This is a genomic window from Phenylobacterium deserti (assembly GCF_003254705.1).
GTDB lineage: Bacteria > Pseudomonadota > Alphaproteobacteria > Caulobacterales > Caulobacteraceae > Phenylobacterium > Phenylobacterium deserti.
On record NZ_QFYR01000001.1, the window covers coordinates 1,261,553 to 1,287,991 of the forward strand.

The 26,439-nt window shown below is 69.0% G+C and carries 26 protein-coding genes and 1 tRNA gene; 6 read left to right on the forward strand and 21 right to left on the reverse strand.

The window, feature by feature from the left end; all coding sequences use genetic code 11:
- Positions 1–73: 73 nt before the first annotated feature.
- The 3 genes from DJ018_RS06305 (at position 74) to DJ018_RS06315 (ending at position 2,986) form a co-directional block, all read left to right on the forward strand.
- Positions 74–163, forward strand: a tRNA-Ser gene (locus DJ018_RS06305).
- Positions 164–200: 37 nt separating this feature from the next.
- Positions 201–2,210 (forward strand): tetratricopeptide repeat protein, encoded by a 2,010-nt coding sequence (locus DJ018_RS06310; RefSeq protein ID WP_111513995.1) that lies wholly within the window; start codon positions 201–203, stop codon positions 2,208–2,210.
- A 164-nt stretch (positions 2,211–2,374) separates the two neighbouring features.
- Complete coding sequence (locus DJ018_RS06315) at positions 2,375–2,986, forward strand: chemotaxis protein CheX (protein ID WP_205853715.1); 612 nt, start codon at positions 2,375–2,377, stop codon at positions 2,984–2,986.
- A gap of 7 nt (positions 2,987–2,993) precedes the next feature.
- On the opposite strand, the gene DJ018_RS06320 is transcribed toward DJ018_RS06315, so the two are convergent.
- From DJ018_RS06320 to DJ018_RS06360, 9 genes are all read right to left on the reverse strand, one after another.
- A complete protein-coding gene (locus DJ018_RS06320) occupies positions 2,994–5,249 on the reverse strand; it encodes a hybrid sensor histidine kinase/response regulator (protein WP_205853716.1) in 2,256 nt (751 codons plus the stop codon).
- Position 5,250: 1 nt separating this feature from the next.
- The gene (locus DJ018_RS06325) at positions 5,251–5,898 is read right to left on the reverse strand and encodes a chemotaxis protein CheC (protein WP_111513996.1); all 648 of its coding nucleotides are present in this window, start codon (positions 5,896–5,898) and stop codon (positions 5,251–5,253) included.
- Positions 5,895–6,275, reverse strand: a complete 381-nt coding sequence (locus tag DJ018_RS06330; protein WP_111513997.1) for a response regulator transcription factor — start codon at positions 6,273–6,275, stop codon at positions 5,895–5,897. Before DJ018_RS06330 ends, DJ018_RS06325 begins: the two co-directional genes overlap by 4 nt.
- A 71-nt stretch (positions 6,276–6,346) precedes the next feature.
- Entirely contained in the window at positions 6,347–6,598 is a 252-nt protein-coding gene (locus tag DJ018_RS06335) for a hypothetical protein (RefSeq protein WP_111513998.1), read from the reverse strand.
- Positions 6,595–8,547 (reverse strand): chemotaxis protein CheA, encoded by a 1,953-nt coding sequence (locus tag DJ018_RS06340; RefSeq protein WP_111513999.1) that lies wholly within the window; start codon positions 8,545–8,547, stop codon positions 6,595–6,597. Before DJ018_RS06340 ends, DJ018_RS06335 begins: the two co-directional genes overlap by 4 nt.
- Entirely contained in the window at positions 8,544–9,386 is an 843-nt protein-coding gene (locus tag DJ018_RS06345) for a CheR family methyltransferase (RefSeq protein WP_111514000.1), read from the reverse strand. Before DJ018_RS06345 ends, DJ018_RS06340 begins: the two co-directional genes overlap by 4 nt.
- Positions 9,383–10,447: a chemotaxis-specific protein-glutamate methyltransferase CheB gene (gene cheB / locus DJ018_RS06350; RefSeq protein ID WP_240609464.1), complete on the reverse strand. Its 1,065-nt coding sequence runs from the start codon at positions 10,445–10,447 to the stop codon at positions 9,383–9,385. The genes DJ018_RS06345 and cheB overlap by 4 nt, the downstream gene beginning before the upstream one ends.
- A gap of 32 nt (positions 10,448–10,479) precedes the next feature.
- A complete protein-coding gene (locus DJ018_RS06355; RefSeq protein ID WP_111514002.1) occupies positions 10,480–11,895 on the reverse strand; it encodes a chemotaxis protein CheW in 1,416 nt (471 codons plus the stop codon).
- A gap of 4 nt (positions 11,896–11,899) precedes the next feature.
- Positions 11,900–13,825: a methyl-accepting chemotaxis protein gene (locus DJ018_RS06360; protein ID WP_111514704.1), complete on the reverse strand. Its 1,926-nt coding sequence runs from the start codon at positions 13,823–13,825 to the stop codon at positions 11,900–11,902.
- A gap of 168 nt (positions 13,826–13,993) precedes the next feature.
- Here DJ018_RS06360 and DJ018_RS06365 point away from each other — a divergent pair, with 168 nt between their 5' ends.
- Positions 13,994–14,686: a YciC family protein gene (locus DJ018_RS06365; RefSeq protein WP_111514003.1), complete on the forward strand. Its 693-nt coding sequence runs from the start codon at positions 13,994–13,996 to the stop codon at positions 14,684–14,686.
- A gap of 4 nt (positions 14,687–14,690) precedes the next feature.
- Here DJ018_RS06365 and DJ018_RS06370 read toward each other — a convergent pair whose 3' ends face one another.
- The 8 genes from DJ018_RS06370 to DJ018_RS06405 form a co-directional block, all read right to left on the reverse strand.
- Positions 14,691–15,152 carry an OmpA family protein gene (locus DJ018_RS06370; RefSeq protein WP_111514004.1) on the reverse strand — a complete coding sequence of 154 codons (462 nt, stop codon included), beginning with the start codon at positions 15,150–15,152 and terminating at the stop codon, positions 14,691–14,693.
- Positions 15,153–15,183: 31 nt separating this feature from the next.
- On the reverse strand, positions 15,184–15,933 hold the full coding sequence (locus DJ018_RS06375) for a proteasome-type protease (protein ID WP_111514005.1): 750 nt from the start codon (positions 15,931–15,933) through the stop codon (positions 15,184–15,186).
- A 12-nt stretch (positions 15,934–15,945) separates the two neighbouring features.
- On the reverse strand, positions 15,946–16,761 hold the full coding sequence (locus tag DJ018_RS06380; RefSeq protein ID WP_111514006.1) for a transglutaminase family protein: 816 nt from the start codon (positions 16,759–16,761) through the stop codon (positions 15,946–15,948).
- On the reverse strand, positions 16,761–17,702 hold the full coding sequence (locus tag DJ018_RS06385) for an alpha-E domain-containing protein (protein ID WP_111514007.1): 942 nt from the start codon (positions 17,700–17,702) through the stop codon (positions 16,761–16,763). Before DJ018_RS06385 ends, DJ018_RS06380 begins: the two co-directional genes overlap by 1 nt.
- 2 nt (positions 17,703–17,704) lie before the next feature.
- Positions 17,705–19,156 (reverse strand): circularly permuted type 2 ATP-grasp protein, encoded by a 1,452-nt coding sequence (locus DJ018_RS06390; protein WP_111514008.1) that lies wholly within the window; start codon positions 19,154–19,156, stop codon positions 17,705–17,707.
- A 253-nt stretch (positions 19,157–19,409) separates the two neighbouring features.
- Positions 19,410–20,276 (reverse strand): SDR family oxidoreductase, encoded by an 867-nt coding sequence (locus tag DJ018_RS06395; RefSeq protein WP_111514009.1) that lies wholly within the window; start codon positions 20,274–20,276, stop codon positions 19,410–19,412.
- The gene (locus DJ018_RS06400; RefSeq protein ID WP_111514010.1) at positions 20,269–20,562 is read right to left on the reverse strand and encodes a hypothetical protein; all 294 of its coding nucleotides are present in this window, start codon (positions 20,560–20,562) and stop codon (positions 20,269–20,271) included. Before DJ018_RS06400 ends, DJ018_RS06395 begins: the two co-directional genes overlap by 8 nt.
- 120 nt (positions 20,563–20,682) lie before the next feature.
- Positions 20,683–20,940, reverse strand: coding sequence for a GlsB/YeaQ/YmgE family stress response membrane protein (locus DJ018_RS06405; protein WP_111514011.1), 258 nt, complete (start codon positions 20,938–20,940; stop codon positions 20,683–20,685).
- Positions 20,941–21,146: 206 nt separating this feature from the next.
- Here DJ018_RS06405 and DJ018_RS06410 point away from each other — a divergent pair, with 206 nt between their 5' ends.
- Positions 21,147–21,443, forward strand: coding sequence for a glycine zipper 2TM domain-containing protein (locus DJ018_RS06410; RefSeq protein WP_240609465.1), 297 nt, complete (start codon positions 21,147–21,149; stop codon positions 21,441–21,443).
- Between the two features lie 34 nt (positions 21,444–21,477).
- Here DJ018_RS06410 and DJ018_RS06415 read toward each other — a convergent pair whose 3' ends face one another.
- From DJ018_RS06415 to DJ018_RS06425, 3 genes are all read right to left on the reverse strand, one after another.
- The gene (locus DJ018_RS06415) at positions 21,478–23,097 is read right to left on the reverse strand and encodes a peptide ABC transporter substrate-binding protein (protein ID WP_111514012.1); all 1,620 of its coding nucleotides are present in this window, start codon (positions 23,095–23,097) and stop codon (positions 21,478–21,480) included.
- Between the two features lie 59 nt (positions 23,098–23,156).
- Positions 23,157–23,429: an usg protein gene (locus tag DJ018_RS06420; protein WP_111514013.1), complete on the reverse strand. Its 273-nt coding sequence runs from the start codon at positions 23,427–23,429 to the stop codon at positions 23,157–23,159.
- A 125-nt stretch (positions 23,430–23,554) separates the two neighbouring features.
- The gene (locus tag DJ018_RS06425) at positions 23,555–23,938 is read right to left on the reverse strand and encodes a hypothetical protein (protein ID WP_111514014.1); all 384 of its coding nucleotides are present in this window, start codon (positions 23,936–23,938) and stop codon (positions 23,555–23,557) included.
- A 72-nt stretch (positions 23,939–24,010) separates the two neighbouring features.
- Here DJ018_RS06425 and DJ018_RS06430 point away from each other — a divergent pair, with 72 nt between their 5' ends.
- On the forward strand, positions 24,011–25,171 hold the full coding sequence (locus DJ018_RS06430) for a DUF418 domain-containing protein (protein WP_205853717.1): 1,161 nt from the start codon (positions 24,011–24,013) through the stop codon (positions 25,169–25,171).
- Here DJ018_RS06430 and DJ018_RS06435 read toward each other — a convergent pair.
- Entirely contained in the window at positions 25,168–26,436 is a 1,269-nt protein-coding gene (locus DJ018_RS06435; protein ID WP_111514015.1) for a nicotinate phosphoribosyltransferase, read from the reverse strand. The two genes, DJ018_RS06430 and DJ018_RS06435, sit on opposite strands and share 4 nt — an antisense overlap.
- Positions 26,437–26,439: the final 3 nt, after the last annotated feature.

The following is a 26,439-nucleotide window of genomic DNA, read 5'->3' on the forward strand; positions in this document are numbered from 1 at the left end:
GCTGCCGTGGGCGGATGAGTAGGTTCCGCCCCTCGCTCAGTGGGCCGCCTTCGGACGGCCCTGCGCGCCGGCTGGAGAGGTGGCTGAGTGGTTGAAAGCACCGCACTCGAAATGCGGCATACTCGCAAGGGTATCGAGGGTTCGAATCCCTCCCTCTCCGCCACTGACGACCGACCGCGCCGCGGCTAAGCTCTCAAGACATGACGGCGTCTCGCGCGAAGCTGGAAGAAGCCCAGGCGTGCCTTCGGGCCGGCGATGCTGCGCAGGCGGCGAAGCTCTGCGAAGAGGTCCTGGGTCAGGAGCCTGAGGTCCTGGCGGCCTTGTTGATCCTCTCGGCTTCCGAACTTGCGTTGGCCCGAACGGATGAGGCGGTAACGGCCGCGACAAGGGCCGTCGCGGCGCACCCTGCTTCGGCCATGGCGCACCATCAGCTAGGTCTTGCCTACCGAGCGGCGGGCCGCCTGGATCAGGCCGCGCTTCACCTCGCGCGGGCCGCCTCCTCGCCCAACGCGTCGGCGCTGATGCACTTTGACAGCGCGATCCTCCAGCATCAGTTGGGGCGAAACGAGAGCGCATTGCAAAGCATTGATGTGGCTCTGGCGCAGAACCCGGGCTGGGCCGCCGCCTATGCAAACCGGGGCGTGATCTTGCGGGCGCTGGGCAGGCCGGAAGCGGCGCTCGACTGCTATGACAAGGCTCTGGCGCTGGAGCCTGGCCCGCCGCAGACGCGGCTCAACAAGGCCAACGTGCTTCTCCAGCTCGAGCGTTGGACTGAGGCCGACGAAGCCTTCGCCTCCGCACTTGCAGCTACGCCTGACAGCGCGGCCGCGCACTTCGGGCGCGGAGTGGCTCGTCGCAGGCTCGGTCGACTCCAACAGGCCGCCGAGAGCTTCGGCGCTGCCTGCGCTTCAGCGCCTGACTGGGCGGAGGCTCATGCAAACCTTGGCGTCACCTTTCGTGAGCTGGAGCGGCACGAGGATGCGCTCGCGAGCCTCGCCAAGGCGCTGGCCTTGTGTCCCGATCCTGACTTTCTCCTGAGCTGGCTCAACGTCCTGTCTGACGTGCAAGGACCCGAGGCCGCGCTTGCCGAGGTTCAGGCGCGCTTGGCGACCGCACCGGAAGATCCCGCGCTTCTGGTGGCGCAGGGGCTTTGGCTTCAGGTAGTTGGCCAGCCGCCGGCGGCCTTGGAAAGCTTCGACAGAGCGTCCGAGCGCGGCGCCCTCAGTGGTCCAGCGCGGGTCAGTCGCGGCATCGCGCTCCTCTCCCTGAGGCGCTTTGAGGAAGGCTGGAGAGACTACGAACATCGATGGGACCCGCCGGCCTTCACGCCAACGGTTCCGGGGAAGATGACCCACGACCTTCGGCGACGGCTGGTGCGCTGGCCAACGGCAGAAGTGTTCCGCGGCCGCCATGTCGTTCTGGTCTCCGAACAAGGTGTCGGGGACATCATCATGTTCGCCAGCATCGTGCCGGATGTGCTGGGGCTGGCCCGCAGCGTCTCCATACGTTGCGAAGGCCGGCTGCGTGGCTTGTTGAGGGCGTCGTTCCCGCAGCTGGCAGCGGTTGGACCGGAGGTTTCCGCCGCGCCTGACGATCTGGTCGTCGCCATCGGGAGCCTTGGCTGCGCTTTCCGTAACCACAGCGCAGAGTTCCCTCGCGTCGCGTACCTTGCGGCCGGGGCGGCGGCTCGTCGACGGGCGTCGGAAGTCCTGGGCCGCAAGGATGGACGATCGCGCATCGCCCTATCCTGGCGTGGCGGCGCCCGGCACACTGGGGTCAGCCGGAGATCAATCCCGCTGGAGCTGATGCGCCCTCTTCTGGAGTTGGACGACTACGAGTTCGTGAGCCTGCAGTACGGCGACTGCCGCGCCGAGCTCGAAAGCGTGAACGCCACGCTTCGCCGTCCTGTGCGCGTTCTACCTCCAGATCTGCTGAACGACTTCGAGGGCATGGCTGCCGTTGTTCAGGAGCTGGACGGGGTGGTCTCTGTCCAGACCGCGCTCATTCACCTGGCAGGAGCAGTGGGAACGCCTTGCAGAGTCATGGTCCCGGCAGCTCCGGAATGGCGCTACGGTCATTCAGGGGCGCGGATGCCATGGTATCGCAGCGTACAGCTCGTCCGGCAGGGAGAAGATCTGGACTGGCGCCCCGTTGTCGCCGAAGTGGTGGCTCAGCTCAGCGCCGATGCGGCAGAACTACCGATCGTTTAATCCGCATCGCGAGCGCCGTTATTCCGCAACTGTGCTTCTGCCCCTGGCGCAACCCTGGGCGGGTCCGGGGATGTTGCTGATCGCGCGGCGCGATTTGCAGCTTCATCGGACTGCCGCTATGGCTTGTCCTTAACCGAGCGCCCGCACTTCCAACTATTGAAGCCTTGCCCAGCAAACTCCTGAGCCTCTCCGAACTTGAGCTGGATGCGCTCACCGAGTTGATCAACATCGGGGTCAGCCGGGCGGCGGCGAGCCTTGCCACCATGTGCCATGAGCCGGTCACCCTGACGGTGCCGGCGATCTCCACGGTCACTCCCGAACAGGCGTCGGAGATGATCGGCGGCGCCCGGGTCGGCAAGGTCGTGGCGGTTGAGCAGGCCTATGTGGGCGATGTCTCCGGCCGCGCCCTGCTGATCTTCCCGGAAGACAACAGCCTTGAACTCGCACGGGCGGTGGCTGGCGATGCGGAGCCTGAGGCGGCCGACATGGCCTCTGAGGCGGTGCTCGAGACGGGAAACGTTGTGCTGCAGACCTGCCTCAGCGCCATCGCCAATCTCCTGCAGCGCAATCTGCAGATTGCGACGCCGAAGCTGGTTGAGGGGCGTGCGCGCGAGCTGTTTCCGCGCGTCTCCCAGGACGCCGTGCTGTTCGTCTACATCAACTTCAGCCTTCGCGGCCGTCGGATCCGCGGCTACATCGCCCTGCTGATGGACTTGGCGGCGCTCAAGGCGCTGAAGCGCCTGGTCAGCGAGTTCGTGGACCGCGAAGCGGGCTGAGCGACGCTCAGCTGCCGATCATCGCGCGGATCTTGAGGGCCAGCGCGTCCACAGCGAACGGCTTGCTGATCATCTCCATGCCCGGCGCCAGGAACTCGGACCGGCGGGCGGCTCCAGCGGCATAGCCGGTAATGAACAGGACCGGCAGGTCCGGACGCGACTGTCGGGCGACGTCGGCCAGCTGGCGGCCGTTCAGCCCCGGCAGGCCCACATCGCTGATCAGCAGGTCGATCTGCCGGCTCGAGTGCAGGATCTTCAGGGCGCTGTCGGTGTCGGCGACTTCGAGGGTCTGGTAGCCGAGCTCGTTCAGCAGTTCGACGATCACGGCGCGCACCGCTGGCTCGTCCTCGACCACGAGCACGGTCTCGCCGGCGCCGCCCGGAGCCTCGCCGCGGTTGGACACCTGGGCTGCAGGCGTGTCGGCGAGGTGGCGCGGCAGGTACAGCTTCACGGTCGTGCCCAGTCCGGGCGCGCTGTAGATGCTGACGTGGCCGCCGGACTGGTGCGCGAAGCCGTACACCATAGACAGTCCTAGGCCTGTGCCCTGGCCCAGCGGCTTGGTGGTGAAGAAGGGGTCGAAGGCGCGGGCGATGACATGCTCCGGCATGCCGGTGCCGGTGTCGCTGACGCCGACCATGAGGTAGTCGCCGGGCGGCAGCTGATCGGAGCCGGCGGCCAGAGGGCGGTCCAGGTGGATGTTGCTGGTTTCAAGCGTCAGCTTGCCGCCGTCGGGCATGGCGTCCCGGGCGTTGATGGCCAGGTTCAGCAGGGCGCTTTCCAGCTGGTTGGCGTCGATCAGGGCGGTCCAGAGGTCCGGCTGCAGCACGACGGCCAGATCCACCCGCTCGCCCAAGGTGCGGCGCAGCATGTCGGCCATCGAGGAGATGAGCTGGTTTACGTTGACCGCCTGGGGGTCCAGCGTCTGGCGGCGCGAGAAGGCCAGCAGGCGGTGGGTGAGGGCGGCGGCGCGTTCGGCGGAGGAGACGGCGGCGTCGATGAAGCGCTCAGCTTCGGCCACCCGGCCCTGGCCGATGCGGCGGCGGACCATGTCGAGGCCGCCCAATACGCCGGTCAGCATGTTGTTGAAATCGTGAGCCAATCCGCCCGTCAGCTGGCCGACGGCTTCCATCTTCTGGCTTTGCCGCAGCTGGTCCTCGAGCTGCTTGCGCTCGTTGACGTCGCGGCCGGTGGCGTAGAAGTCGTTGCCGGCCGGAATGACGGTCCAGTTGAACCACCGCCAGCCGTGCTCCTTGCTGCGCATCCGCGCATCGCGGTCGGCCAGGACCGCGCGCTCGGTCCAGTGATCTTCAGCGCCCATTAGGTCATCGGGATGGACGAACTCGCTGAAGTGGCGCCCCACCACCTCGTCCTCGCTCAGGCCCAGCAAGGCGCTCCAGGCCGGATTGACCGCCTGGTAGACGCCGGCGGGATTGAGGACGGCGAACAGGTCGCGCGAGTTGTTCCAGAGGCGATCCCGCTCCTGCGTGCGGGCTTCGACCCGCTGCTCCAGGGTGGCGGCCATCTCGCGCAGCTTGGCCTCGGCGGCCTTGGCGGCGGTGATGTCGTAGATGGCGCCGACAAAACTTACGCCGACACCGTCGCCGCTGGGGCGACGCTCGCCGCGCAGCGCCAGCCAGCGCTCCGCTCCCGTGTCGGCGCGGCGGATGCGCAGCTCCGCCTCGATCGGCGCGTCGACTTCGCTGGTGTAGGCGGAGATCAGCGGCGGATCGTGCGGATGGACGAGGCCGTTGATGGTGCGGACAGGCAGGGCGTCCGCCGGATGCAGGCCCAAAAGCCGGCAGAACTGGTCCGAGACCGAGGCCGTTCCGAAGCCTTCGACATACTCGAAGGTGCCCACGCCGCCGGCGCTCTGCGCCACCCGGAGTCGCTCTTCGGTGCGCTTCTGCTCGCTGATGTCGATCAGCACGCCGGTGAAGCGGATCGGAGTGTCCGGCGTGTGTTCGGCCCTGCCCCGCGCGCTGAGCCAACGCACCCCGTCGGGAGCGGCCACGCGGAAGTCGCGAGCGAACACCTCAGCGCCGTGTCCCACAGCCGCGATAGCGATCCGCAGCCGCATGCGGTCTTCATGCAGCACACGCTGGAAGAAGCGCTCTGCAGCCAGCCCTGCCGCCGCTTCCGCGACGTCCAGCCCCATCAAGGCGGCGAAACGGGCGTCGCCCTGCACCTGGCCAGTGGCGAAGTCCCAGGCCCAGGCGCCGGTCGCTCCAGCCAGCGTGCTGGAGGTTTGAGCGGACGTGCTCACCTCACGCCTCCGCGGCGGCGCCCTGGCCGAGGACGCGCTGGATGAACTCGCCCACCAGCGTCTTGAGCGCGTCCAGCGACGGCAGATCCATCAGGATGGCGATGTAGCCGCGGATGTCCCGCTCGGTGACGGCGAAGTTGATGTAGAGGAAGAGGACCACGCCATCGTCCTCGCCAGCGTCGATCTCAAAGAGAGCCGGGCCCGGATCACGCATGACGCCGGGCAGCGACATCTCCAGCGGGCGCTGCAGCATGTTGGCCATGGTGGCCAGGCAGTTGTTCAGAACGACGTTGCCGGTTTCAGCCAGCGCCTCGTCCTCAAGGTCGGCGGCTTCGGCTTCCGACAACTCATCGCCTGTGACGGCGCGAACCAGGGCCAGGCTGTTGGCCTCCGGAAAGATCAACAGCGCCCGCCCGGCGAAGGCGCCGGTGAACTCCTGACGAACGGCGACCAAGGGGCCGATCTCGCGCTCAGCCATCAGAGTGGCGGCGTCGCGGCGGCTGATCACCTCGATGGAAGGGACGGAGAGGAACACCTGCCGCTGCACCATCTGGCGCAGGCTCGAAGCGGCGCGGCTGACGCCGATGTTCACCAACTCGGTAAGAGCGTCGACTTCCAGCTCGTCCAGAAAGCCCGAAGAGCCGCTCATGAATTTCCGGCGCGAAGCTTCAGGGCTGCGCCCGAGATGAAGCCGCGGATGGCGTCTTCGGTGATCGGCTTGGGCACGAAGGTGGCGCCGGCCGCACGGGCTCTGCTGATGACTTCGTCCTGGACATTGGCGGTAGCGAGCGCGATCGGCATCGAGGGGAAGCGAGCGCGCAGCTCCTCAGCAAGTTCCAGACCGTTCCGACCCGGCATATTGAAATCCAGGATCATCAGGTCGACCGATTGGCTTTCTAGAACGGCCGTGGCCTCGTCGGCGTTGCCCGCTTCCAGCCGGACCCACTCGGGTTGCAGAGCCGCGATGGCCTTGCCCACGACAATCCGTGCGAGCTTGCTGTCGTCGACGATCAGTACCGTGGCCAAATATCTACTCCTTACCGGCCTGCGAGCGCTCAAAGCTCCTCTTCAATAGACGGCGCAGCCTTGGATGTCGCCTACGTGTTCGCCGCAGTTTGTCCACGAAGGGCCGGGAGCAACAGATCGCGCAGGAACTGATCATCCGGCTCACCGACCAGGCGCGGGGCGAAGGCGACCAACACCTGTACCACCGCGCCGTGCACGGACTGGCACCGGCTCAGGTCCACGCCACGTTCACCGGCCTGCAGCAGGGCCACAAGCGTTTCGGCCTCTTCCACCCGGCACGGCCCTTCCAGTCGGACGATCTCGCCGTCGAGGCGTACCGTCATCCGATCAACTCCGCGACATCGAGCACCATCAGCACGCGGCCGTCGCCAAGCAGCGTGGCGCCCGCCATCCCTGGGAGGCGCGAGAGAAGGCCGTCCATGGGCCGAAGCGGCGCCTCCAACCGCTCTCCGAAATCATCGACCGCCACTGCGGCCAGGTCTGCGCCCGCTTCGACGACCATCAGCTTCAACTCGTCGGGGCTGCCTGTTTGAGACGGCAGTCCCAGGAGGTCCGATAGTCGGAGCAGGGGCAGGGGACGGTCGCGCCAGACCAGCGCCTGCCCGGCGCGAACAGGCGTCAGGCTTGCGACGCGGACACGAGCTGTCTCGACAACAGCCTCCAGCGGCACGCCGAACGTCTCGCCGCCCGCCGAGACCTGCATCAGGCGCGCGAGCCGAACCCGCACAGGCAAGGTCAGGCTGACGCGGGCGCCTGCCCCTGGACGACTTTGCACCTGCACGCGACCGCCCAAAGCCGTAACCGCGGCCCGAACAGCATCGAGGCCGACGCCGCGGCCGGACAGATCCGTAACCGCGCTGGCGGTCGAGAATCCAGGAGCGAAGATCAACTCGGCCACCTCGTCGTCGGACATGGCGGCGAGCCTCGCGGCGTCAGCGAGGCCTCTGGTCTGGGCGGTTGCGCGGATGCGAGCCAGGTCCAGGCCACGTCCGTCATCGGCGGCTTCGATGACCACCTCGTCGCCCACCGTGCGGGCGGAAAGCCGAAGGATCGCTTGTGCGGGCTTGCCGAGGCGTCGCCGTTCGGACGGCGGTTCGACGCCGTGATCGAGTGCGTTGCGCAGGAGGTGAAGCAGGGGTTCGAACAGACCGTCGGCGACACTCTTGTCGACTTCCACATCCTCGCCCGCGAGAACGAGATCGACGGCCTTACCCAGAGTCTCGGCCGTTTCAGCCACCAGGCGAGGAAAGCGGCGGAACAAGCCGGATAGGGGCGTCAGCCGCAGATTGGTGACGGCGCCATGCACCCGGGCGGTCAAGCGGTCCAAATCCGCCTGCGCCGTCGCCAGGGCGCGGGCGGTCGCCGGGTCGGCGAGTTCGGCCAGGGTGCGTCCGATGTGCGTCAGGGCGTTTTTAGCCACCACCAATTCGTCGACCGCGCTGGCCAGCGCGTCGATGCGGGCGCTGTCGACGCGAAGCGTGCGGGTGGCTGGACCGGCGAGGGGCGCCGCATCCATGGCGGCGGCTTCCGGCGGCGCCGCTTCGGCTGTCACCGTAACAGCCGCGAACTCCACCTCGTCGGCGACGAAGCGGAAGGCGGCCTGCATCTGCGGCAGGGTCGAACCTGAGAGACCGCTGAGCTGCAGGTTGCAGGCGAAAGGGTCATAGGCCGCGAGATCGCCGAACGGCTCGCGTGGGGCGATGCTGAGGCGAGCGAGTTCGGGCGCGGCCTGCACTAAGCCGACGGGGTCGTGGCCGGCGAAATAGCTGTCGCGTCCCGGCGTGTAGCGGAACGCCACATAGCGGCCAGGCGGCAGGGGACCTGCGTCCGCCAAGGCCAGCGCCCAACCCGGCGTCGCGCCCGCCGGCGCGTCGAGGTCGGAAGCACCAGCCTCGCAGCGTTCGAGCCGCGAAAGCAGTGAGGATGTCCGCTGGGCGGCGTCGTCGGGCGCGACGCCCTCACGTTCTATGCGCTCGATCCACTCCTCGGCCTGCCAGAGCACGGCGCGAAGGACTTCCGCCTCGCCGGGTTCCAGAAGCGCGCCGCTCCGGCGCAGTTCGGCCAGCCGGTCCTCCGCGGCATGGAACAGCTCGCCCATCGGGGCGAAGCCGATCAGGCCGGCCGAGCCCTTGAGCGTGTGCACGGCCCGAAAGAGGCCTTCCAACGCAGAGCCGTCCTGCGGCGCACGGACGAGCGTCGACAGCTCCCGGTCCGCTTGTTCGAGAAGCTCGCGGCCCTCGGTGACAAAGACCTCCAGGAGCTCGTCGCTCACGTGCGACGCTCCGGCCGGCGATAGACCACGGCGTCTTCGAAACGGCAGGTGTCGAACCGGTCGCTGATCCGGGACATGGACTCGGTGTGACCGAGGCAGATGAAGCCGCCCGGGCGAAGCGCGGTGTAGAGGTTGTCCACGGCGCGGGCGCGCGCGGCGTCATCGAAGTAGATCAGCACATTGCGGCAGAAGATCACCTCGAAACCGCCCTGATCGGCGACGCTGTCGCCCTCGATCAGATTGGCGGGCGTGAAGGCGACGGACTCCTTCAGGTCCTGAATGATCTCGTGCTCGCCGGGCCGCCGCTGCTCGAAGTAGCGCTGGATCACATCGGCCGGCAGCCGTTGAAGAGCGCGGTCGCCGAACCGGCCGAGGCGCGCCGCCTGCAGCGCCTCGGTGTCGATGTCGGAGCCGACGATTTCCACATTGTAGGCGTCCACCATCGGCCAGTTCTCCAGCAGCCAGATGGCGATGGAGTAAGGCTCTTCCCCAGTGGAGCACGGAACCGACCAGATGCGGATCTTGTCGCCGGGCCCCTTGGTCCTGGCGATCGCCGGCAGGATGGAGCGCGACAGGGCGCGCAGCTGGTGGTCTTCCCGGTAGAAGTAGGTCTCGTTGACGGTGAAGGCGTTGATCATCGCCTCCAACTCGCCCGGCCGGTTTCGCAGAGTGGCGAACCAGTCTGAGAAATGTCCCGAGCCGGTGGCTTTCACCCGGTCGGCGATGCGGCGTTCAATATAGTAGCGTTTGCTCTCCCCGAAGACCATTCCGGTCCGCTGGTAGAGGAACTCGCAGAAGCGCTCGAGATCGGCGGGCTTGAGAGCCGGATCCTGGTTCATCGCGGAAGACCGGAGATCAGTCGGCTGGCGAGATCTGGCAAGGGCGCCACGACGGCGGCTCCGCCTGCCCGAACCAGTTCGCCTGGCATGCCCCAGACCACCGCAGTCTCTTCCGCTTCGGCCAGAGTGTGGCCGCCGGCCTGGCGCAGGCGAGTCATGGCCGCAGCGCCGTCGTCCCCCATGCCGGTCATCAGCACGCCGGCGAGCCGCGCGGCGGGAATGCAGGCCATGGCGCTGTCCACCAGCCTGTCGACGCTGGGGTGCCAACGGTGCTCGGCGCTGGAGGGCGCGGCCACGGCGGTCAAGCCCTGAGGGCGAAGGGTTACGATCAGGTCCGCGTCGCCCCGTCCGATGTAGACTCGGCCTGGGGTGATCGGCGTCGGCTGCACCACCTCAACCACTTCGAGCGCGCAAAGCCCATCGAGGCGGCGGGCAAGCGGCCCGGTGAAGGCGCGCGGCATGTGTTGGGCGACCAGGATCGGCCAGGGGAAATCGGCCGGCAGAGGCTCCAGCAAGGCATCCAGCGCGGGCGGGCCGCCGGTGGAGCATCCCACGAGGACGAGACCCGGCGGCGCTTCCTCAGGCAGGTCGACAGGCGGCGTGGCGACGGGCGCCCCCGCCTTTGGTCGGCGTTTGGGCGCGACAAGCGCGCGCTCGCCGTGGAGCGTGCGGACCCGCTCCGCCAGCCGGTGCGTGCGGCGGATGCGTGCGCCGGCGGCGGCCCGGATCTTCTCCAGCAGCAACGGCGCCAGGTCCTCGATCTGCAGGGACACCGCGCCCGAGGGCTTTTCGACGAAGTCCACCGCGCCGAGCGCCAGCGCCTCAACCGTCTCGTCCGCGCCGTCGGCCGTCAGGGACGAGACCATCACAACCGGCGTGGGCCGTTCGATCATGATCCGGTCGAGGCAGGTCAGACCGTCCATCTGCGGCATGTTCACGTCGAGGGTGATCACGTCTGGTGCGAAGCTGATCAGCTCGGACAACGCTTCCACGCCATTGCGGGCGAAGGCGACCTCGAACCCGCCGTCGTCCTGCAGGACTTCGCCCAGTAGGCGTCGCATCAGAGCAGAGTCATCGACAACCAGAACACGCGTCACAGGTGGGCCGCCGTCCTTTGCGCCAGTTCCGCCACCAGGTCGGATTCCGCCCGGTCGAGAAGACCCCGCGGATCGACCAGCAAGATCACGCGCCCATCCTCCAGCTGCGCCACTCGATCGAAGACCTGGCCCGCGTCGGCGGTGAGGTCCGGCGTGGCCGCGATGCGCTCCGCCGGGATGGCCAGGATTTCCGTCACCCCATCGACGGCGAAGGCGGTGACCGCTCCGCCGATGCGCGTGACGACCGCGCGTCGGCGCCCCGCCGGCGCGTCGCCCTCCACACCGAAGCGGCGGCGCTGGTCAATCACGGGAGCGGCTTCACCGCGCAGGTTCATCACCCCGGCCACGAAGGCCGGCGCGTTGGGCACGCGGGTCAAGGGCTCGGGCAGGCGAGCGACTTCCTCCACCGCGCCGATCGGCAGGCCGTAGTGCTCCTGGCCCAGGGTGAAGATCAGGAAGCGTTCGCCAAGGTCGGCCTGTTGCGCGGTCATCTGGGCTCCCCTTTGTCGCCCGTCCTGGAGGATCTGGGCGACGCTGTCCTCGCGGAACAGCCGCTCAGGCGACAGAACCGAAACCAGACCACCGTCTGCCAGGCGCAGCATCGCGTCGATGTGCGCTTCGCCGGCGCCCCGGTTCAGCACCGCCGGCACCGGGCCAATGGCGGTGACGGGCGCGCGCAGGATCGAAGTCAACCGATCCACCACGAGCCCGACCCGCGCGTCGCCGATGGAGGCGACCACGACGCGGGCGCCTGGGTTCGTCGGCTCGGCCGGGAGGCCCAAGAGAGCGCGGCTGGAGACGACCGGCAGCAGGGCGCCGCGCAGGGACATGACGCCCAGCATGGCGGCGTCGGTTTTCGGCAGGGCGGCGATGTCCGCCGGAATGGCGAGGACCTCCCGCACCTGCTCCAGAGGCAGGGCGTAGGGCTGGCCGGCGAGCACGAACCCCAGCAGGGCGATGTCCGCGGCGCGTGGAAGCTCGGTCTTGCGGGCGGGGGCGGCCTGTGCGCCGGTCCGGGCGCGGGCGAAGCCGGCGAACTGGGCGGCGATAAGTTCATGCAGCGGGAGCACGCGCGCGCCGCCGGCTTCGGACAGATAGATCTCGCCGGACTGGGCTTCAGCCTGAGTCAGGCCCAGGACCTCGTCCACGGCCAAGGCCAACGGCCGCTCGCCCCCGATCACCACCAGGCGACCACCTGAAGCGGTCACAGCATCGTCACCGAGCAGACGGCCGAGCGCCACCACCGGAACCACTTCGCCCCGCAGGCTGGCCACGCCTGCCAGGGCGGGCGGCGAATGGGGCACGCGGGTGATGCGCGGCTGGCGCACGACTTCGAACACATCGGCGGCAGGCAAGCCCAGCCGCCGCTCGCCGACCCGGAAGGTGAGGACGTTCCCCTGGCCCGCGGCCATGACCTCAGGCCCCGGCGGTCTGCAGGGCGTCGGCGAGTTCGGCGATTTCCTCGATGGCGGCGGCCAGGTCCTCGGAGCCTCGCGCCTGCTGGCGGGCGGCGGTCGCTGCCTGCGTGGCGGCGCCGCCGGCTTCTTCGGCCGCGGCGGCGATTTGCTGAGCGCCTCCGGCGACTTCGCGCACGGCGCGCAGGATGGCCGTAGCGCCTTGAAGGATTTCCTCCGCCGCGTGGCGCACGTCCTCCACGTCCTCGGCGATGCGGCCGAGCCGCTCGTCCAACGCCGAGCTGCGGGTCACCTCGCTTTCGGCGGTGAGGGCGATCTGGTCGAGATCGCGGCGAACGGTGGCGATCTCGTCCTGCAGGGCGCGCAGCACGTCCTTCACCTTGTCGGCGTTCTCGGCCGAGTCATGGGCCAGGGTGCGGATGTCGCCGGCCACGGTCGCAAAGCCTTGTCCGGCGTCGCCGGCGCGGGCCGCTTCCACGGCGCCCGAAACGGCGAGCATGGTGGTCTGCACCGCGATCAGGGCGATGGCGTCCACCTGCTTTTCGATTTGCCGGCTGGCGAGCGCCAGCTCGGCGGCGCGCTCGGCGCTGGCGTGAGTGTCCGTGAGGGCGGCGCCGACGCCGGTGGTGAGCTGGTTTACAGCCGTGCGGCTCGCGCCGAGCCGGGCCTGAACCGCTTCGGCGCGGGAAAGGGCGGCGGCGGCGGACTCGCGGGCGCGGGTGGCGGCCTGCTCAATCTGGGTCATGGCCGCGGTGGACTGCTGGGTCGCGGCGGCCTGGATCTGCGCGCCGCGGCTGATCTGTTCGATGGCGACCAGGATCTCGGCGGCGGCGCCCGACAGCTCCTGAACGGCGGCCGACAGCTGTTCGGCGGCGGCGGCGATTTGCGGCGCCTGAGCCGCGCCGTCGTCCTCCTGCAGCACCTCGGCCATCTCGGCCAGGGCGTGGGCGGTGCGGTCGCTTTCCTCCAGGGAGCTTGCCTGCTGCTGGACGGCGCGCTGGGCCTCGGCGGCGGCGGCGGACTGCTCCTCCGCCGCGCTGGACACGCTTTCGGCGCCGCGCTGGGCCTCGCGGGCGGCGCTTTCCGCTTCCACGGCGGCCAGCAGAATGGCCTGGGCCCCCGCGCCGAGTTCGGCCATCTCCTGACGGATGGCGCCCAGGGTTTGGGACACGGAGCGGGCGGCTTCGGCCTCGTCCGTCGCGCGGCTGGCCGCGCCGCGCACCCGGGTGGTCAGTTCGCGGACGGCCCCGGCGATCTCGCCCGCCAGCACGCCCACTTCGCGCGAGCGGCGCTCGGCGGTCTCAGCGAGGGCGCGGACCTCGTCGGCCACGACGGCGAAGCCGCGGCCGTTGTCGCCGGCGCGGGCGGCCTCGATGGCGGCGTTCAGCGCCAGGAGGTTGGTCTGGTCCGACATGTCGGCCACGGTTTGGGTGATCTCGCCGATCACGCCGGCGCGGGTCTCCAGGGAGCCGATGACCTCCACCGACCCGAGCTGGCGGGTCGCGTTGGCCTGAACGGCGTTGACGGAGGCCTCCACCAGGGCGGCGGTCTCCACCACGAAGGCCTGAAGCGCTTCGGTGCGGCGGCGGGAGGTTTCGGCGCGCTCGCGGGCCTGGGCGAAGTCGGCGCTCAGGGCGGTGACGGAGGCGAGAGACTCGTGGCTGGCGCCGGCGGCCTGCTCGGCGGCGGCCGCGATCTGCTCCAGGGCGCGGCGCAGCTCCTCGGCCGCGGAGGCCGCTTCGCTGACGCCGCTGGCCAGCTCGTGGGTGGCCGCGCCGATCCGCTCGGCGGCGGTGCGGCCACGGACGGGTCGGGACTTGCGCGGCTTGGCGGGGGTGCGGACCTCGGCCTCGGCGGCCGCTTCGGGCGCGGGCGTGGTCGCCGGGCGTCCCCGGCTGGCCAGGGTCGAACGCTTCACCAATGCCATGGGCGGGATGTCCTTTCGGGCCGCTGCGAGCGGCTTCGCCGCGATGTAGGGCCGTGGACGGGCCGGGAGCAAGCGGTTGTCGCGCGCGCGAGCCAAGCATGGCCGTCGACACCCAGCAGCGGTCGTGCTTAGCCTTGGCTATCTGGAGTTGAGGCGGGGGCCCCGAAGATGACCACGACGACGCTGCCTGACGACAAACTGGATATCGGCGGCGTGGTCCGCGAGATGATCGCCATCGTGCGGCGCAACCCGGCGCCGGTGCTGATCACCTCGGCGGTGCTGTCGGGCCTGCCGAGCGGCGTGCTGGCGGGGCTGGGCTTCGGGCCGGCGGCCGATCCGGCGCGGTTCATGTCCGGCGGCTTCGGCCTGGCGATCCTGGTGATGCTGGCGATCGGGGCGCTGGGCAACGCGGTGCTCTACCGGCTGCTGTTGGCGGACCTGGCCGGGGGCAAGCTTTCGCTGGGCGAGGCGTTCCAGGAGGGCCTGCGGATCTTCCTGCCGGTGCTGGGGGTCAGCATCCTGGTGGCCCTGGCGGCGGCGGTGGGCATGGTGCTGCTGATCGTGCCGGGCCTGATCATCATCACCGCCTGGTGCGTGTCCACGGTGGTGGTCGCCGCCGAAGGGACGGGCGTGATCGAGGCCATCAAGCGCAGCGCCTTCCTGACCCGCGGCAACCGCTGGCGGATCTTCGCCCTGTTCATCCTGTGGGCGGTGGCGAGCTGGCTGATCCAGCTGATCACGGCCGTGCTGGGACCGTTGGGCGCGTTCGTGAGCAGCACGGTGCTGGCGGCGTTCGGCGTGGCCGGCTTGGTGGTGCTCTACGACCGGCTGCGGATCATCCGCGACGGCGCGGTGGCCTGAGCCGCTACCAGCGGCGGCCTTCCGCCGCGATCAGCAAGACCTCGCGCTGGGGGTCCGGCGCGTCGGGCGCCGCCAGGGTGAGGCGCGCCTCCACGCCCTTGCCGATGAGGTAGGTCTGCACCGCTTGGGCGCGGCTGTTGGCCAGGGCGGTCTGGGCGGCGGCCGAGCCGTGGCCGTCCGCCGCGCCGCGGATCACCGCCCGGCCGTTCGGATGGCAAATCAGCCAAGCCAGGGCGCCGTCGGCGGCGCGCTGGCCCGCGGGGCTGAGCTCGGTCTCGCCGAAAGGAAACTGAACGGAGATCGGAGCCGGCTTAGCCGGTTGGCTCCCGCAGGCGTCGCCAGCGACGTCGCGTCCGGCGCGGGCGTCGAGCACGGCCTGGCTGATCTGCGGCTCCACGCGATGAGCGCAGGCGCTCAGCGAAGAGCTCAGGACAGCTAAGACGAGAAGAGCGCTTTGGCGAAGCATGGGCGCAGCTAACACCTTGGCTTTGAGGCGCCTAGATGGCGCCGGCGCGGTACGGCGGCTGCGGAATGGAGGCTTGGGCGGCGCGCAGGGCCGTGGACCAGCGCTCGTTGAGATCGTGGTAGTACGGGTCGGTCTCGTCGATGCGGTGGACGAGCTCGGCTGTCGCCTGTCCGCTGCGGGCGATCAGCAGGTCGATGGGCAGGCCGACGGCGAGGTTCGAGCGCATGGTCGAGGAGAAGGAGATCAGGCCGATCTTCACCGCCTCGTAGACATCGGTGTCGAAGGTCAGCGCGCGGTCGAGGATCGGCTTGCCGTACTTGGTCTCGCCGATCTGCAGATAGGGGGTGTCAGGGCCGCACTCGATGAAATTCCCGGCGCCATAGACCAGGAACAGGCGGGTCGGCTCGCCGCCGATGCTGCCGCCCACCAGAAGGGTGGCGTCGAAGTTGATGTCCGAGCCCTGGGTCAGGCCTTCCATGGCGGTGCGGGCCTGGCGCACGGCCTGGCCGATCAGCCAGGCGGCGCGGTGGATGGTGGGCGCGGTGTGGATCGACTCCATCTCGCCGGTGTCCGGCGCAAGGAAGCCGTGGGCCGCCTGCTCCAGGGCCGCCTGGGTGGTCGACAGGCTGCCCGCGGTGGCGACCGCCACCAGCCGCTCGCCGTCGTTCCCGAAGATCTGGAGCTTGCGATAGGTGGAGATGTTGTCGACGCCCGCGTTGGTGCGCGTGTCGGCCAACATCACAAGGCCGTCCTTCACGAGCAGTCCAACGCAGTAGGTCACGACCGATCCCCCTTATTCCTGCCGCTGGACGCCCGCCTGGTGAGCGCGGACCGTCACGCTTAGCCGCTCCTCGCCCCCGCCGCGGCGCGCCCCACGAAGCGGCGCAGCATCTAGGTAATCGAGTCCCACGGCGACGCGAAGGTAGAACGCGTCCGCGCACACGCCGTTGGCCGCGTCAAATGCGACCCATCCAAGGTCCGGCACGAAAGCTTCGGCCCAGGCGTGGGCCGCTTCCTGATCCGAGCTGTCGGCGCGCACCAGGTGGCCGGAGACGTAGCGGGCCGGCAGGCCAATGCAGCGGGCGGCGGCGATGAAGATGTGCGCGTAGTCCTGGCAGACGCCGCGGCCCTGGTCGAAGGCGTCCGCGGCGCCCGTGGCGACCACGGTGGCGGTGGTGTCGAACACCAGGCGTGCGTGAAGCCGTCCCATGAGCTCGTGCAAGCGGGCCAGGGGCGCTCCGTCCGGAATGGTGCGGGCGAACTCCAGCAAAGCCCTGTTGGGGGTCGTCAGCGGCGTGGTTCGAAGGAACACGTTGGGCGGCAAGGGCTCGACCGCCCCGCGCACCACGCCTGCGGTGTCTTCCGTCTTCACCTCTCCGGTCACGCGAAGGGTGAGTTCGCGCACGGGCTGGTCGACGTAGAACATGGTCAGGAGGTTGCCGAAGGCGTCGCGGCTGTCGCGCATCCGGCCGTCGACGTCGGCGTCCAGGCGCCAGCGCACCACGTGCTGGCCTTCGTGGTCGCCTGGCGTGAGGCGCAGCGCCTGGACCACCCCGTCGGCCGGGGCGGTGTAGCTGTAGGTCGTGGCGTGGCTGACCTTGATGCGCATCAGAACAGGAACTGCTCGGCCACGGCGGCTCCCAACTCGTTGTTGTCGCCCAGGAAGCCGGTGATGAACTCGTGAAGGCCGGAGGCGAACACGGTGTCGATATCGGTGTCGCCCAGCGCGAGAAGGGTGGCTGAGGCTAGACGGTGGGCCCGCCCGCGGCGGCCGCTGTCCTGCGCCAGGCTGTCCAACAGGCCGGAGATCTCCTCGTAGCAGGCCGCCAGGGAGCGGGGCATCTCGGTGTTGAAGATCAGCAGGTCGGCTACGAGCCAGGGCTTCACCGCGTCCTTGTAGACCCAACGATAGGCCGTCAGGGCCGAGACGGTGCGCAGAATGGTCGCCCACTGGAAGTAGTCGAGGCTGCCTCCCACCGGCTCGGTCCGAGGCAGCAGCACGTGGTACTTCACATCCAGCAGACGGGCGGTGTTGTCGGCCCGCTCGATCGCCGCGCCCAGGCGCAGGAACCAGAAGGCGTCGCCGCGCAGCATGGTGCGCTGGGCTGCGCCGTCGAAGGCCAGCACGGCCCGGCGGACGGTCTCGATCAGTTCGGAAGCGCGGCTAGGTGACGGCGTGCCGACCCCAAAGCGCTCGACCTGCAACCAGCTGTCGTTCAGCGTTTCCCAGGCTTCAACGGTCAGGCCGGTCCGCACGGCGCGCGCATTGCTGCGGGCCCGCTCAAGGCAGTTGCGCATGGAAGACGGGTTAGCTGGGTCCAGGCTCATGAAATGGACGGCGGCGTCGTCGCTCACCTCGCCATAGGCGTCGGCGAAGGCCTGGGCGACGCCGGCGGCCGCCAGGGCCGCCGACCAGGCCTGAGGGTCGCCGCCGTAATCGGCGGGCAGGCTGGACAGGCGCAGGGTCGCGTCCAGCAGGCGGGCGGTGAAGTCCGCGCGCTCGATGTAGCGACCGGTCCAGTAGAGGTTTGCAGCAGTACGGGAAAGCAAGGTCAGTCGTCCGACACCCAGGTGTCCTTGGTGCCGCCCCCCTGGCTGGAATTGACCACCAGCGAGCCGGGCGTGAGCGCCACGCGCGTCAGGCCGCCCGGCACAACCCGAACGCCGTCGGCGCCCGTGAGCACAAAGGGGCGCAGGTCCACGTGGCGGGGCTCGATGCGGCCGTCGCAAAGGGTCGGGCAAGTGGAAAGGGCGAGCGTCGGCTGGGCGATGAACTTCTCGGGGGTGGCCAGCAGCTTGTGGCGGAAAGCCTCGATCTGCCCGCGGCTGGCGTGCGGCCCGACCAGCATGCCGTAGCCGCCCGAACCGTCGACTTCCTTGACGACCAGCTGGTCCAGCCTGCCCAGCACCTCGCGCAGGGCATCGGGCTCGCGGCAGCGCCAGGTCGGCACGTTCTTCAGGATCGGCTCCTCGCCCGTGTAGAACCGGACGATCTCGGGCATGTAGCTGTAGATGGCCTTGTCGTCGGCGACGCCCGTGCCCACCGCATTGCAGAGCGCCACGTTGCCGGCGAGGTAGGCGCTCATCAGGCCTGGCACGCCCAGGGTCGAATCCGGCCGGAACGCCAGCGGATCGATGAAGGCGTCGTCCACCCGGCGGTAGATCACATCCACCCGACGCGGGCCTTCGGTGGTGCGCATGTAGACGATGTCGTCGCGCACGAAGAGGTCGACGCCCTCGACGAGCTCGACGCCCATCTTATCGGCGAGGAAGCTGTGCTCGAAGAAGGCCGAGTTGTAGTGGCCGGGCGTGAGGACCACGATCCCCGGATCCTCTTCCCGACCCTCCGGCGCCACCGAGCGCAGGGTCTGAAGCAGCAGGTCCGGATAGGTCTCCACCGGGGCGACCCGGGCCCTGCCGAGCAGCTCGGGGAAGAGCCGCATCATCATCTCCCGGTTCTCCAGCATGTAGGAGACGCCGGAGGGCGTGCGGGCGTTGTCTTCCAGAACGTAGAAGTCGTCGCCGCCGGTGCGCACCAGGTCGATGCCAGCGATGTGGGTGAAGACGCCCTTGGTGGGGGCATGGCCGACCACTGCCAACTGGTACTGCGGGTTCAGCAGGACGAGGTCTTCCGGCACCACCCCGGCGCGCAGGATCTCGCGCGGTCCATAGACGTCGGCCAGGAAGGCGTTCAGCGCCTGCACCCGCTGAACGAGCCCGCGCTCCAGACGCGTCCACTCTGAGCGGGTGAGGACGCGCGGCACGATGTCGAAGGGGATCAGCCGCTCCGCGCCCTCGGCCTGGCCATAGACGCTGAAGGTGATGCCGGTGCGGCGGAACAGGTGCTCGGCTTGGGCGCCACGGGTCTGCAGGAGGTCCTGAGGCGTCTCCTCCAACCAGCGGCGGACTTCGCGATAGGGCGTGCGCGCCTCGTTCCCGAAGCCGCTCATCTCATCGAAGGCGCCCGGCGTGCGGAACAGGTCGGACGACGCGTGGGAGTACATGAGCCTAGCCAACGTGAAATGCCGCTGGCCGGACAGGCGCGCGCCGCCCTGGATGGTCGCTGGCCGCTGCTGAGCCGCAGCCCTGCGCAATCCTTGTGCGACGGCGCCGAAAAAGCAGGCGTGCGGTCATGGTCCCTCTGACAAAGCTCGACATGGAAACGGCAGAGCTTCATGGGGTGTTCCTCGCTCGCGCTCGCGCAGCCTCCGTCACCCCGCGCGTGCTTGATGACGGAGTGGCGCGTCATCCCCTGGACTAGAGGATCGGCTTGCCGCCGGTGACCGCGACCGTCGCGCCGGACACATAACTCGCCTCGTCCGACGCCAGCATGACGTAGACGGGGGCCAGCTCCTTGGGCTGGCCAGGACGCTGCATCGGGACCTGCTTGCCGAAGTCCTTCACCTTCTCCTCCGGCATCGTCGAGGGGATCAGCGGGGTCCAGATCGGGCCCGGCGCCACACAGTTTGCGCGGATGCCCTTTTCGGCCAGCAGCTGGGCGAGGCCGGCGGTGAAGTTCTGGATCGCGCCCTTGGTCGTCGCGTAGGCGAGGAGTTGGGGCGAGGGCGTGTCGGCGTTGACGGAGGTGGTGTTCACGATGGCCGAGCCGGGCTGCATGTGCGGGACCGCGGCCTTGGTCAGGTAGAACATGGCGTGGATGTTGGTGCGGAAGGTGTAGTCCCACTCCTCATCCGGGATCTCGTCGATGGACTCGAAGGTCATCTGGTGGGCGGCGTTGTTCACCAGCACGTCGATGCGGCCGAATTCCTGGACGGCCTTGTCGATGATCGCGCGGCAGTGGGCTGCGTCGGAGATGTCGCCGGCCACCACGACCGCCTTGCGGCCAGCCTCCTCCACCAGACGACGGGTTTCCTCGGCGTCTTCGTGTTCGTTGAGGTAGCTGATCAGGACGTCGGCGCCTTCACGGGCGTAGGCGATCGCCACTGCTCGGCCGATGCCAGAGTCCGCGCCTGTGATGATCGTCTTCTTGCCCTCGAGGCGTCCCGAGCCCTTGTAGCTTTCTTCGCCGTGGTCCGGCCGCGGGTCCATCTCGCGCGTCAGGCCCGGCGGCTGGGTCTGGTCCTGACCCTCGAACGGCGGTTGGGGGAAGTCGTCGTCAGCCATCGTTCGGCTCCTCTTTCTCGCTGGAGGCCCAGCGTTCCGGGTTGTCCTCGCCTTCGCCGTCATGGGCGACGCGAGGACCGTCGAAGGACGAGCCGGTGCGGTGGCCGTCCGGCGTGACGCCCGGCGCGTCCCAGTTGTTGGGTGGCGTGTCGCCTTGCCCGTGGTGGGCGCGGTCGCCGCCGGCCCCCAGGCCGCCTGGGCCATAGCCGGTCTTCAAGGCGGCGCCGTCGCCGCTGGCGCTGGTCGGTCCGGCGCGATTTTCGGTGCGGCGGATGTCATCTGTCATGGGAACTCTCCCTGTTCGCGGGGCCAACAGGCGAGGGCGGCGCGCCGTTCCGGAGCCTCTCAAAACAAAAACCCCGCTCGAGCCGAGCGGGGTTTTCGCCGTCCGGGCGGTGGCAAGACGTTAGAGCGTCCGGCGACGGGCCAGGGCGTGGTAGATGAACAGCACCACGACGGCGCCGATGGTGGCGACCAGGATGCTGTAGAGGTTCAGGCCGTCGACGCCGCGCGCGCCGAACTCGGTGAACAGGAAGCCGCCGACAAAGGCGCCGACGACGCCGAGGACGAGGTCGAGCACGAGGTTGCCGCCGCTGCGGTTCACGAGCTTGCTGGCGATGAAGCCAGCGATCAGGCCCAGTACGATCCAGGCAAGAATGGACATGTTTCTCTCTCCAAGCGCCGGCTGGGGGATGTTCGAGGGGGCGTGTCGATTTGTCGCCGGCGCCTCAAAAAAGCCAGCAGAGGCAAGTTGAGTTCCCACCGGGGGCGAACGCTGGTCGGCGAGGGCGCATCCGAAGCCCTGCCGCAACCTCTAGCATGGTCAAGGGTTTAGGAGCCTGCGTGTCGGCTGCAGAAGGAGTTTGTGACTTGCGCAACAAGATGATCGCCTCGGCGGCCCTGGCTTGCTCGGCGTTTGCGGTGGCTGCGGCGCCTATCGCCGCCGAAGCCCAATCCCGCCGGGTGCTGGTTTGCGAGAACACCCGCAAATCCGGCAACACCGGCACCGTAATCGGCGCCGTGGCCGGCGGCCTGCTCGGCAACGCGGTGGCGTCCAAGGGCGTGAAGACCGAAGGCACGGTGCTGGGCGCCGGCGTCGGCGCTGTGGCCGGCCACCAGATCGCGAAGAAGAAAGCCAAGAAGAACTGCCGCTACGTCTACCGCTAAGAGACGTGCGCCGGGCGTTCAGCGCCCGGCGCGCTTAGCGTTTCAGGCAGACCCACCGTGCGCGGTGGAAGTTCTCGGCGTTGTCGACCCAGCCGGTCACCTTGGGGCTGACCAGGCCGCGGTTCACGATGAAGAAGACCGGGATCATCGCTTCCTCATCCAGCATCAGCTGTTCGGCCTGTCCGAGCAGGCGTGCGCGCCGGCCAAGATCGGCCTCGGCGTCGGCGGCCTCAAGGAGGCGGTCGAAGGCGGGGTTGCGGTAGCCGGTGTAGTTCTGCGTGCCCGTGTCGGACCTAAGGATGCCCAGGAAGCTGACGGGATCGTTGAAGTCGGCGTACCAGTTGGCGACGCCGACCTGGAAATCGCGATTGCGATAGGCGGCGAGGGTGACCGCATGCTCGGCCTGGGCGATGCGGGCCTGGACGCCGATGGCCTGCCAGTCGGCCTGCACCGCCTCCAGCATCAGGCCCATCTCGGGATTGTTCGACCCCTTGATCTCGATACGCAGCGGCCGATCAGGGCCGTAGCCGGCCTGGGTCAGCAGTTGGCGGGCTTGGGCCTGGCGGGCGGCATACGACTGTCCCGCCCAGCCGGAATGCACGCCCGGCACATAGTTCGCGGTGACGGTGGGGACGAAGCTGTAGGCCGGCGCCTGACCGGCCCGCAGCAGCTTGGCCGTGATGAACTCGCGATCCACGACCATCGACAGGGCGCGCCGCACGCGAATGTCCTTCAGGGCGGGCAGGCCGTCCTGGTTAAAGGCGATGTAGGTGGTGGCCAGGGAGACGTGGGTGCGGACAAACCCCGGCATCTCCCGCTTCAGCCGCTCGATGCGGTTGGACTGGAAGTTGGTGTTGAGGTCCAACTCTCCAGACATCACCCGCCGCTCTGCGCTCACCAGGTCGACGGTGGGGTAGTAGTTGATCCGGTCCAGGCACACGTTTGCGGCGTCGAAGAACAGCGGGTTCTTCACCGCGGTGACCTTGTCGCCCAGCCGCCAGGCCTGCAGCCGGAAGGGACCGTTGCCCACGAGCCGGCCGGGCTGGATCCAGCCGTCCCCGAAGCGGGCGACCACGTGCCGGGGCACGGGATAGAAGCTGGCGTGACTGGCGAGCTGGGGCAGGTAGGGCGCGGGGTGCTCCAGCGTCAGCTCCAGGGTCTGCGGACCCAGCGCCCGGGCGCCAAGCGCCGCGGGTGCAAGCTCGCCCTCGCTGATGGCGCGGCCGTTGCGGATCACCTGGGCCAGGAAGGCGCTGGGCGAGCCGGTCTTGGGGTCGAGCACGCGCCGAAGGGCGAAGACGAAGTCCTCGGCGGTCACCGGCTGTCCGTCCGACCACCGCGCCGGGCGCAGGTGGAAGGTCCAGGTCAGGCCATCGGGACTGGTCTCCCAGCGCTCGGCCATGCCGGGCATGGGCCGGCCCTGGGCATCTTCCGTAGTCAGGCCCATGAAGAGGTCGCCGATCAGCCGCAGCTCCTGCGTGCTGGTGGCCAGGTGCGGGTCGAGGGTCGAGGGTTCGGCGTCGTTTCCGTACTCGAGGCAGGCCTGGCCGGCGGGGCACGCCGGGCGCTGGTCCTTGCCCTGGCAGGCGGAGAGGAGTGCAAGCGCGGCGAGCAGGCCCAAGGCGCGGCCGCCCCGTCGGCGTGTGGCGTGCATCGCTGTTTCGGCGTCCCCTCGCGAGTCGGCCGGATCAGACTACGGACGGGCGGCGGCGCCTAGTGGAGCCGGAACTCGCCGCTGACAGCCTTGAGTTCGGCAGGACGGATCAGCTTGCGGCAGGCCACGGTCACCTTGAACAAGGGGCCGTCCAGCGTGCGCTCCCAGAAATCGAGGAACTTCTTCAGGACGGGGAATTCCGGCGCCACGTCGTAGTCCTGCCAGATGTAGCTCTGCAGCAGGGCCGGGTGATCGGGCATGCGGTAGAGGATTTCCGCCGTGGTGAGGCTGTAGCCTTCCATCTGCTTCCGGAACTCAGGCGACGCCAACATGTGCAACCTCGCGACCGTTCATCCAGGCGCGGGCGCAAGCGGCGCCGCGCACCTCAAACTATGCGCGATTCGCAGAATAGTTCCTTAATAAGCAAGGGCTTAGCACTCAACGGCAAGCTCTGCTGCTAAGTCCCGAACCGCTTGGGGATCAGCGACACGGGGACAGGCTCGGCGAAGGGACGCCAGCCGCCTTCGCGGATCACGTCGTTGCTTTCCTTGGCCCGCCGCCCGGCCGCCAGGGACCAGGTGATGTGATAGGTCGAGCCGTCCGGCCGCTCCGTCGTCCCGCCGATCCGCACCACAAGCGCCTGCACGCCTCGGCCATCGTCCGCCTCGCCCATGATCTCGCCGGTTGTCTCGGTGGGCTCGCGCGCCTTGCGGTCCCCGAACTTAAGGGTGACGTGGTGGGCGACCACCTCGGGGTAGCGGGGCGCGAAGCGCTGGAGGAGCGCGTCGCGCTGGTCCGGATCCACCAGCCAGCCGACGTAGAAAGACCGCGGGTCGCTCATTGGATTTGCTCCGGAATTAGACAGCGCCGCCTGTTTCGCACTAGTTTCCGAACAGGGTTGAGGGAAAACGCTTTGGAACGGCAACAGCGACTTGAGCTGGTGGACGCCTTGCGCGCGTTCGCGCTCTTTGGGCTCTTCATCGTCCACATGGTGGAGCAGTTCGAGCTCTACTGGCTCGATGCGCAGGGCGGCGACGTTCTGCACCTGGTGCTGGCGGTGTTCGGGGGCAAGGCTTTCGCCCTCTTCGCCCTCTGCTTCGGCCTCAGCTTCTTCATCATCATGGATCGGGCGTCGCAGCGGGGCGTCGATTTCCGGCGCCGGTTCGTGTGGCGGCTGACGCTGCTGTTCGGGCTGGGGCTGCTGCACACCGCGGTCTATCGCGGCGATGTGCTGACGGTGCTGGCTCCGCTGGGGCTTCTGCTGATCCCCTTCGACCGGATCCGGAACAACGCGGTCCTGATCGCGATCGCCGCCGTCTGCTTCCTGCAGCCGCAGCTGGTGGCCATGGCGCTGGCTGGCTACGACAAGCCGCCGGCTTTCACCAACGATCCCTCGCTGCCGATCCTGGCGACCAGCCGCAACCTGCTCGAGGTGGCGCGCCTGAACCTGACGGACGGGGCGGCGGTGAAGTACCTCTACACGCTGGAAACCGGCCGAGTGGCGCAGATCATCGGCCTGTTCCTTACGGGCCTGGTGCTTGGGCGCAGCGGCTTCTTCGCCGATCAGGAGCGGTTCGCCCTGTCGCGGCGTCTCGGCTTTCTGGCGGCGCTGGCGGTCTACCTGGTCCTGCGGGAGGAGCGCGGCGCGCTGCTGGCGCTGTTCACGGCCGGCCAGGGGGCGACCTACATGGGCTTTGCCGTGGACAGCTGGATCAACCTGTCGCTGATGTTCGCCGAGATGCTGGCGTTCCTGGAGCTGTGCGTTTGGGTCCCGCTGGTCACGCGCCTGCTGGCGCCGGTCGGGCGGATGACGCTGAGCCTCTATGTCGGTCAGTCGCTGTTGTTCGTGCCGGTCTACTACGGCTTCGGGCTCGGCATGTACCGGACGCTGCCGCAGATCGCGTCGCTGGGGCTGGGCGTTGCGGCCTTCGCAGTGCAGATCGCCATCGCACACCTGTGGTTCCGCCGGTTCCACTTTGGCCCGCTGGAGTGGGCCTGGCGCAGTCTGACCTACCTGTCGCGCGACGTGCCGTTCCTGCGCCGGCCCCAGCGAGCCCAGCCGGCGCCGGCCTAGACCTCCGGCTGGCGAGCCATGTGCTCGGGCCGGCCGAAGACCCGGATGTAGCGGGCGATCTCGTCGGGATCGCCCGTGGCCTTGGCAGGATTGTCCGACAGCTTGACCGCTGGGCGGCCGCCGGCCTCGGTGACCTTGCACACCAGCGAAATGGGATGAAGGCCAGGCGCTTCGGCGCAGCCTTCCAGGTCATTGGTGAGCTTGGTGCCCCAGCCGAAGCTCACGCCGGCGCGGCCGCGGAAATGGGCGTGCAGCTGTTCGATGTCGCCGATGTCCAGCGCGTCGGAGAAGATCAGGGTGCGGTCCAGCGGATCGCGGCCTTTGGCGCGCCACCAGTCGATCAGGGCCTCGCCGGCTTCTAGGGGCGGAGCGCTGTCGGGCCGAACGCCCTTCCAGTCGGCCACCCAGTCCGGCGCGTCGCGGAAGAAGGCGGCGGAGCCGAAGGTGTCCGGCAGGACCACCAGCAGGCCGCCGTCGTAGAGCTCGCGCCACTCCTCCAGCACTTGATAGGGCGAGCGCAGCAAGGCTTCATCCCTGTCCGCCAGGGCGGCAAGGACCATGGGCATCTCGTGGCCGTTGGTGCCGACGGCGGGCAGGCCGAGCTCCATGGCCAATCGCACATTGCTGGTGCCGCGGAAGGCGGAGCCGAGCCGGTCCTTGAAGGTCTGCACCACCAGTTTTTGCCAGGCGAAGCTGTGGCGGCGGCGGGTGCCGAAGTCGGTGAGCGCCAGGCCGTCGAGCGCCGACAGCCGCGCCGCCTTCTCCTCCACCCGGCCGATTGCGCAGGCATAGAGGGTGTCGCGCTCGCGCTCGCTCATGGCGCCCACAGCCGCGTGGGCGCGACGGGCGGTGACGCAGGTGAGCGCCGGGATCTCCCACAGAGTGACCTCGGCCCAGGAGCCGCGGAACTGCAGCTCCAGCTGCCCGTCGGCGACGGAGAGATTGTAGGGCGGCAGGCGCAGCGCCTCCAGCCAGTCGAGGAACTCCGGCGCGAAGCGACCGGCGCGGCCGTAGAACTCGGCGGTCTCCAGGTAGCGGCGCTCCTCGGCCGTGAGGCGTAGCGCCTGCACGGCGTCCAGACCCTGGCGCAGGGCGCTCAGATCCACTTCATCGGCGATGCGGACGCGGCGGGTGCGGTTCACCAGGGAGAAGGTCACCGGCACGTCACAGTGCTTCAGCCATATCAGCTGCAGCATGGCGAGCTTGTAGAAGTCGGTGTCCAGCAGGCCGTGGACCAGCGGCTCGCCGCGCCCGGAGTAGTCCATGCC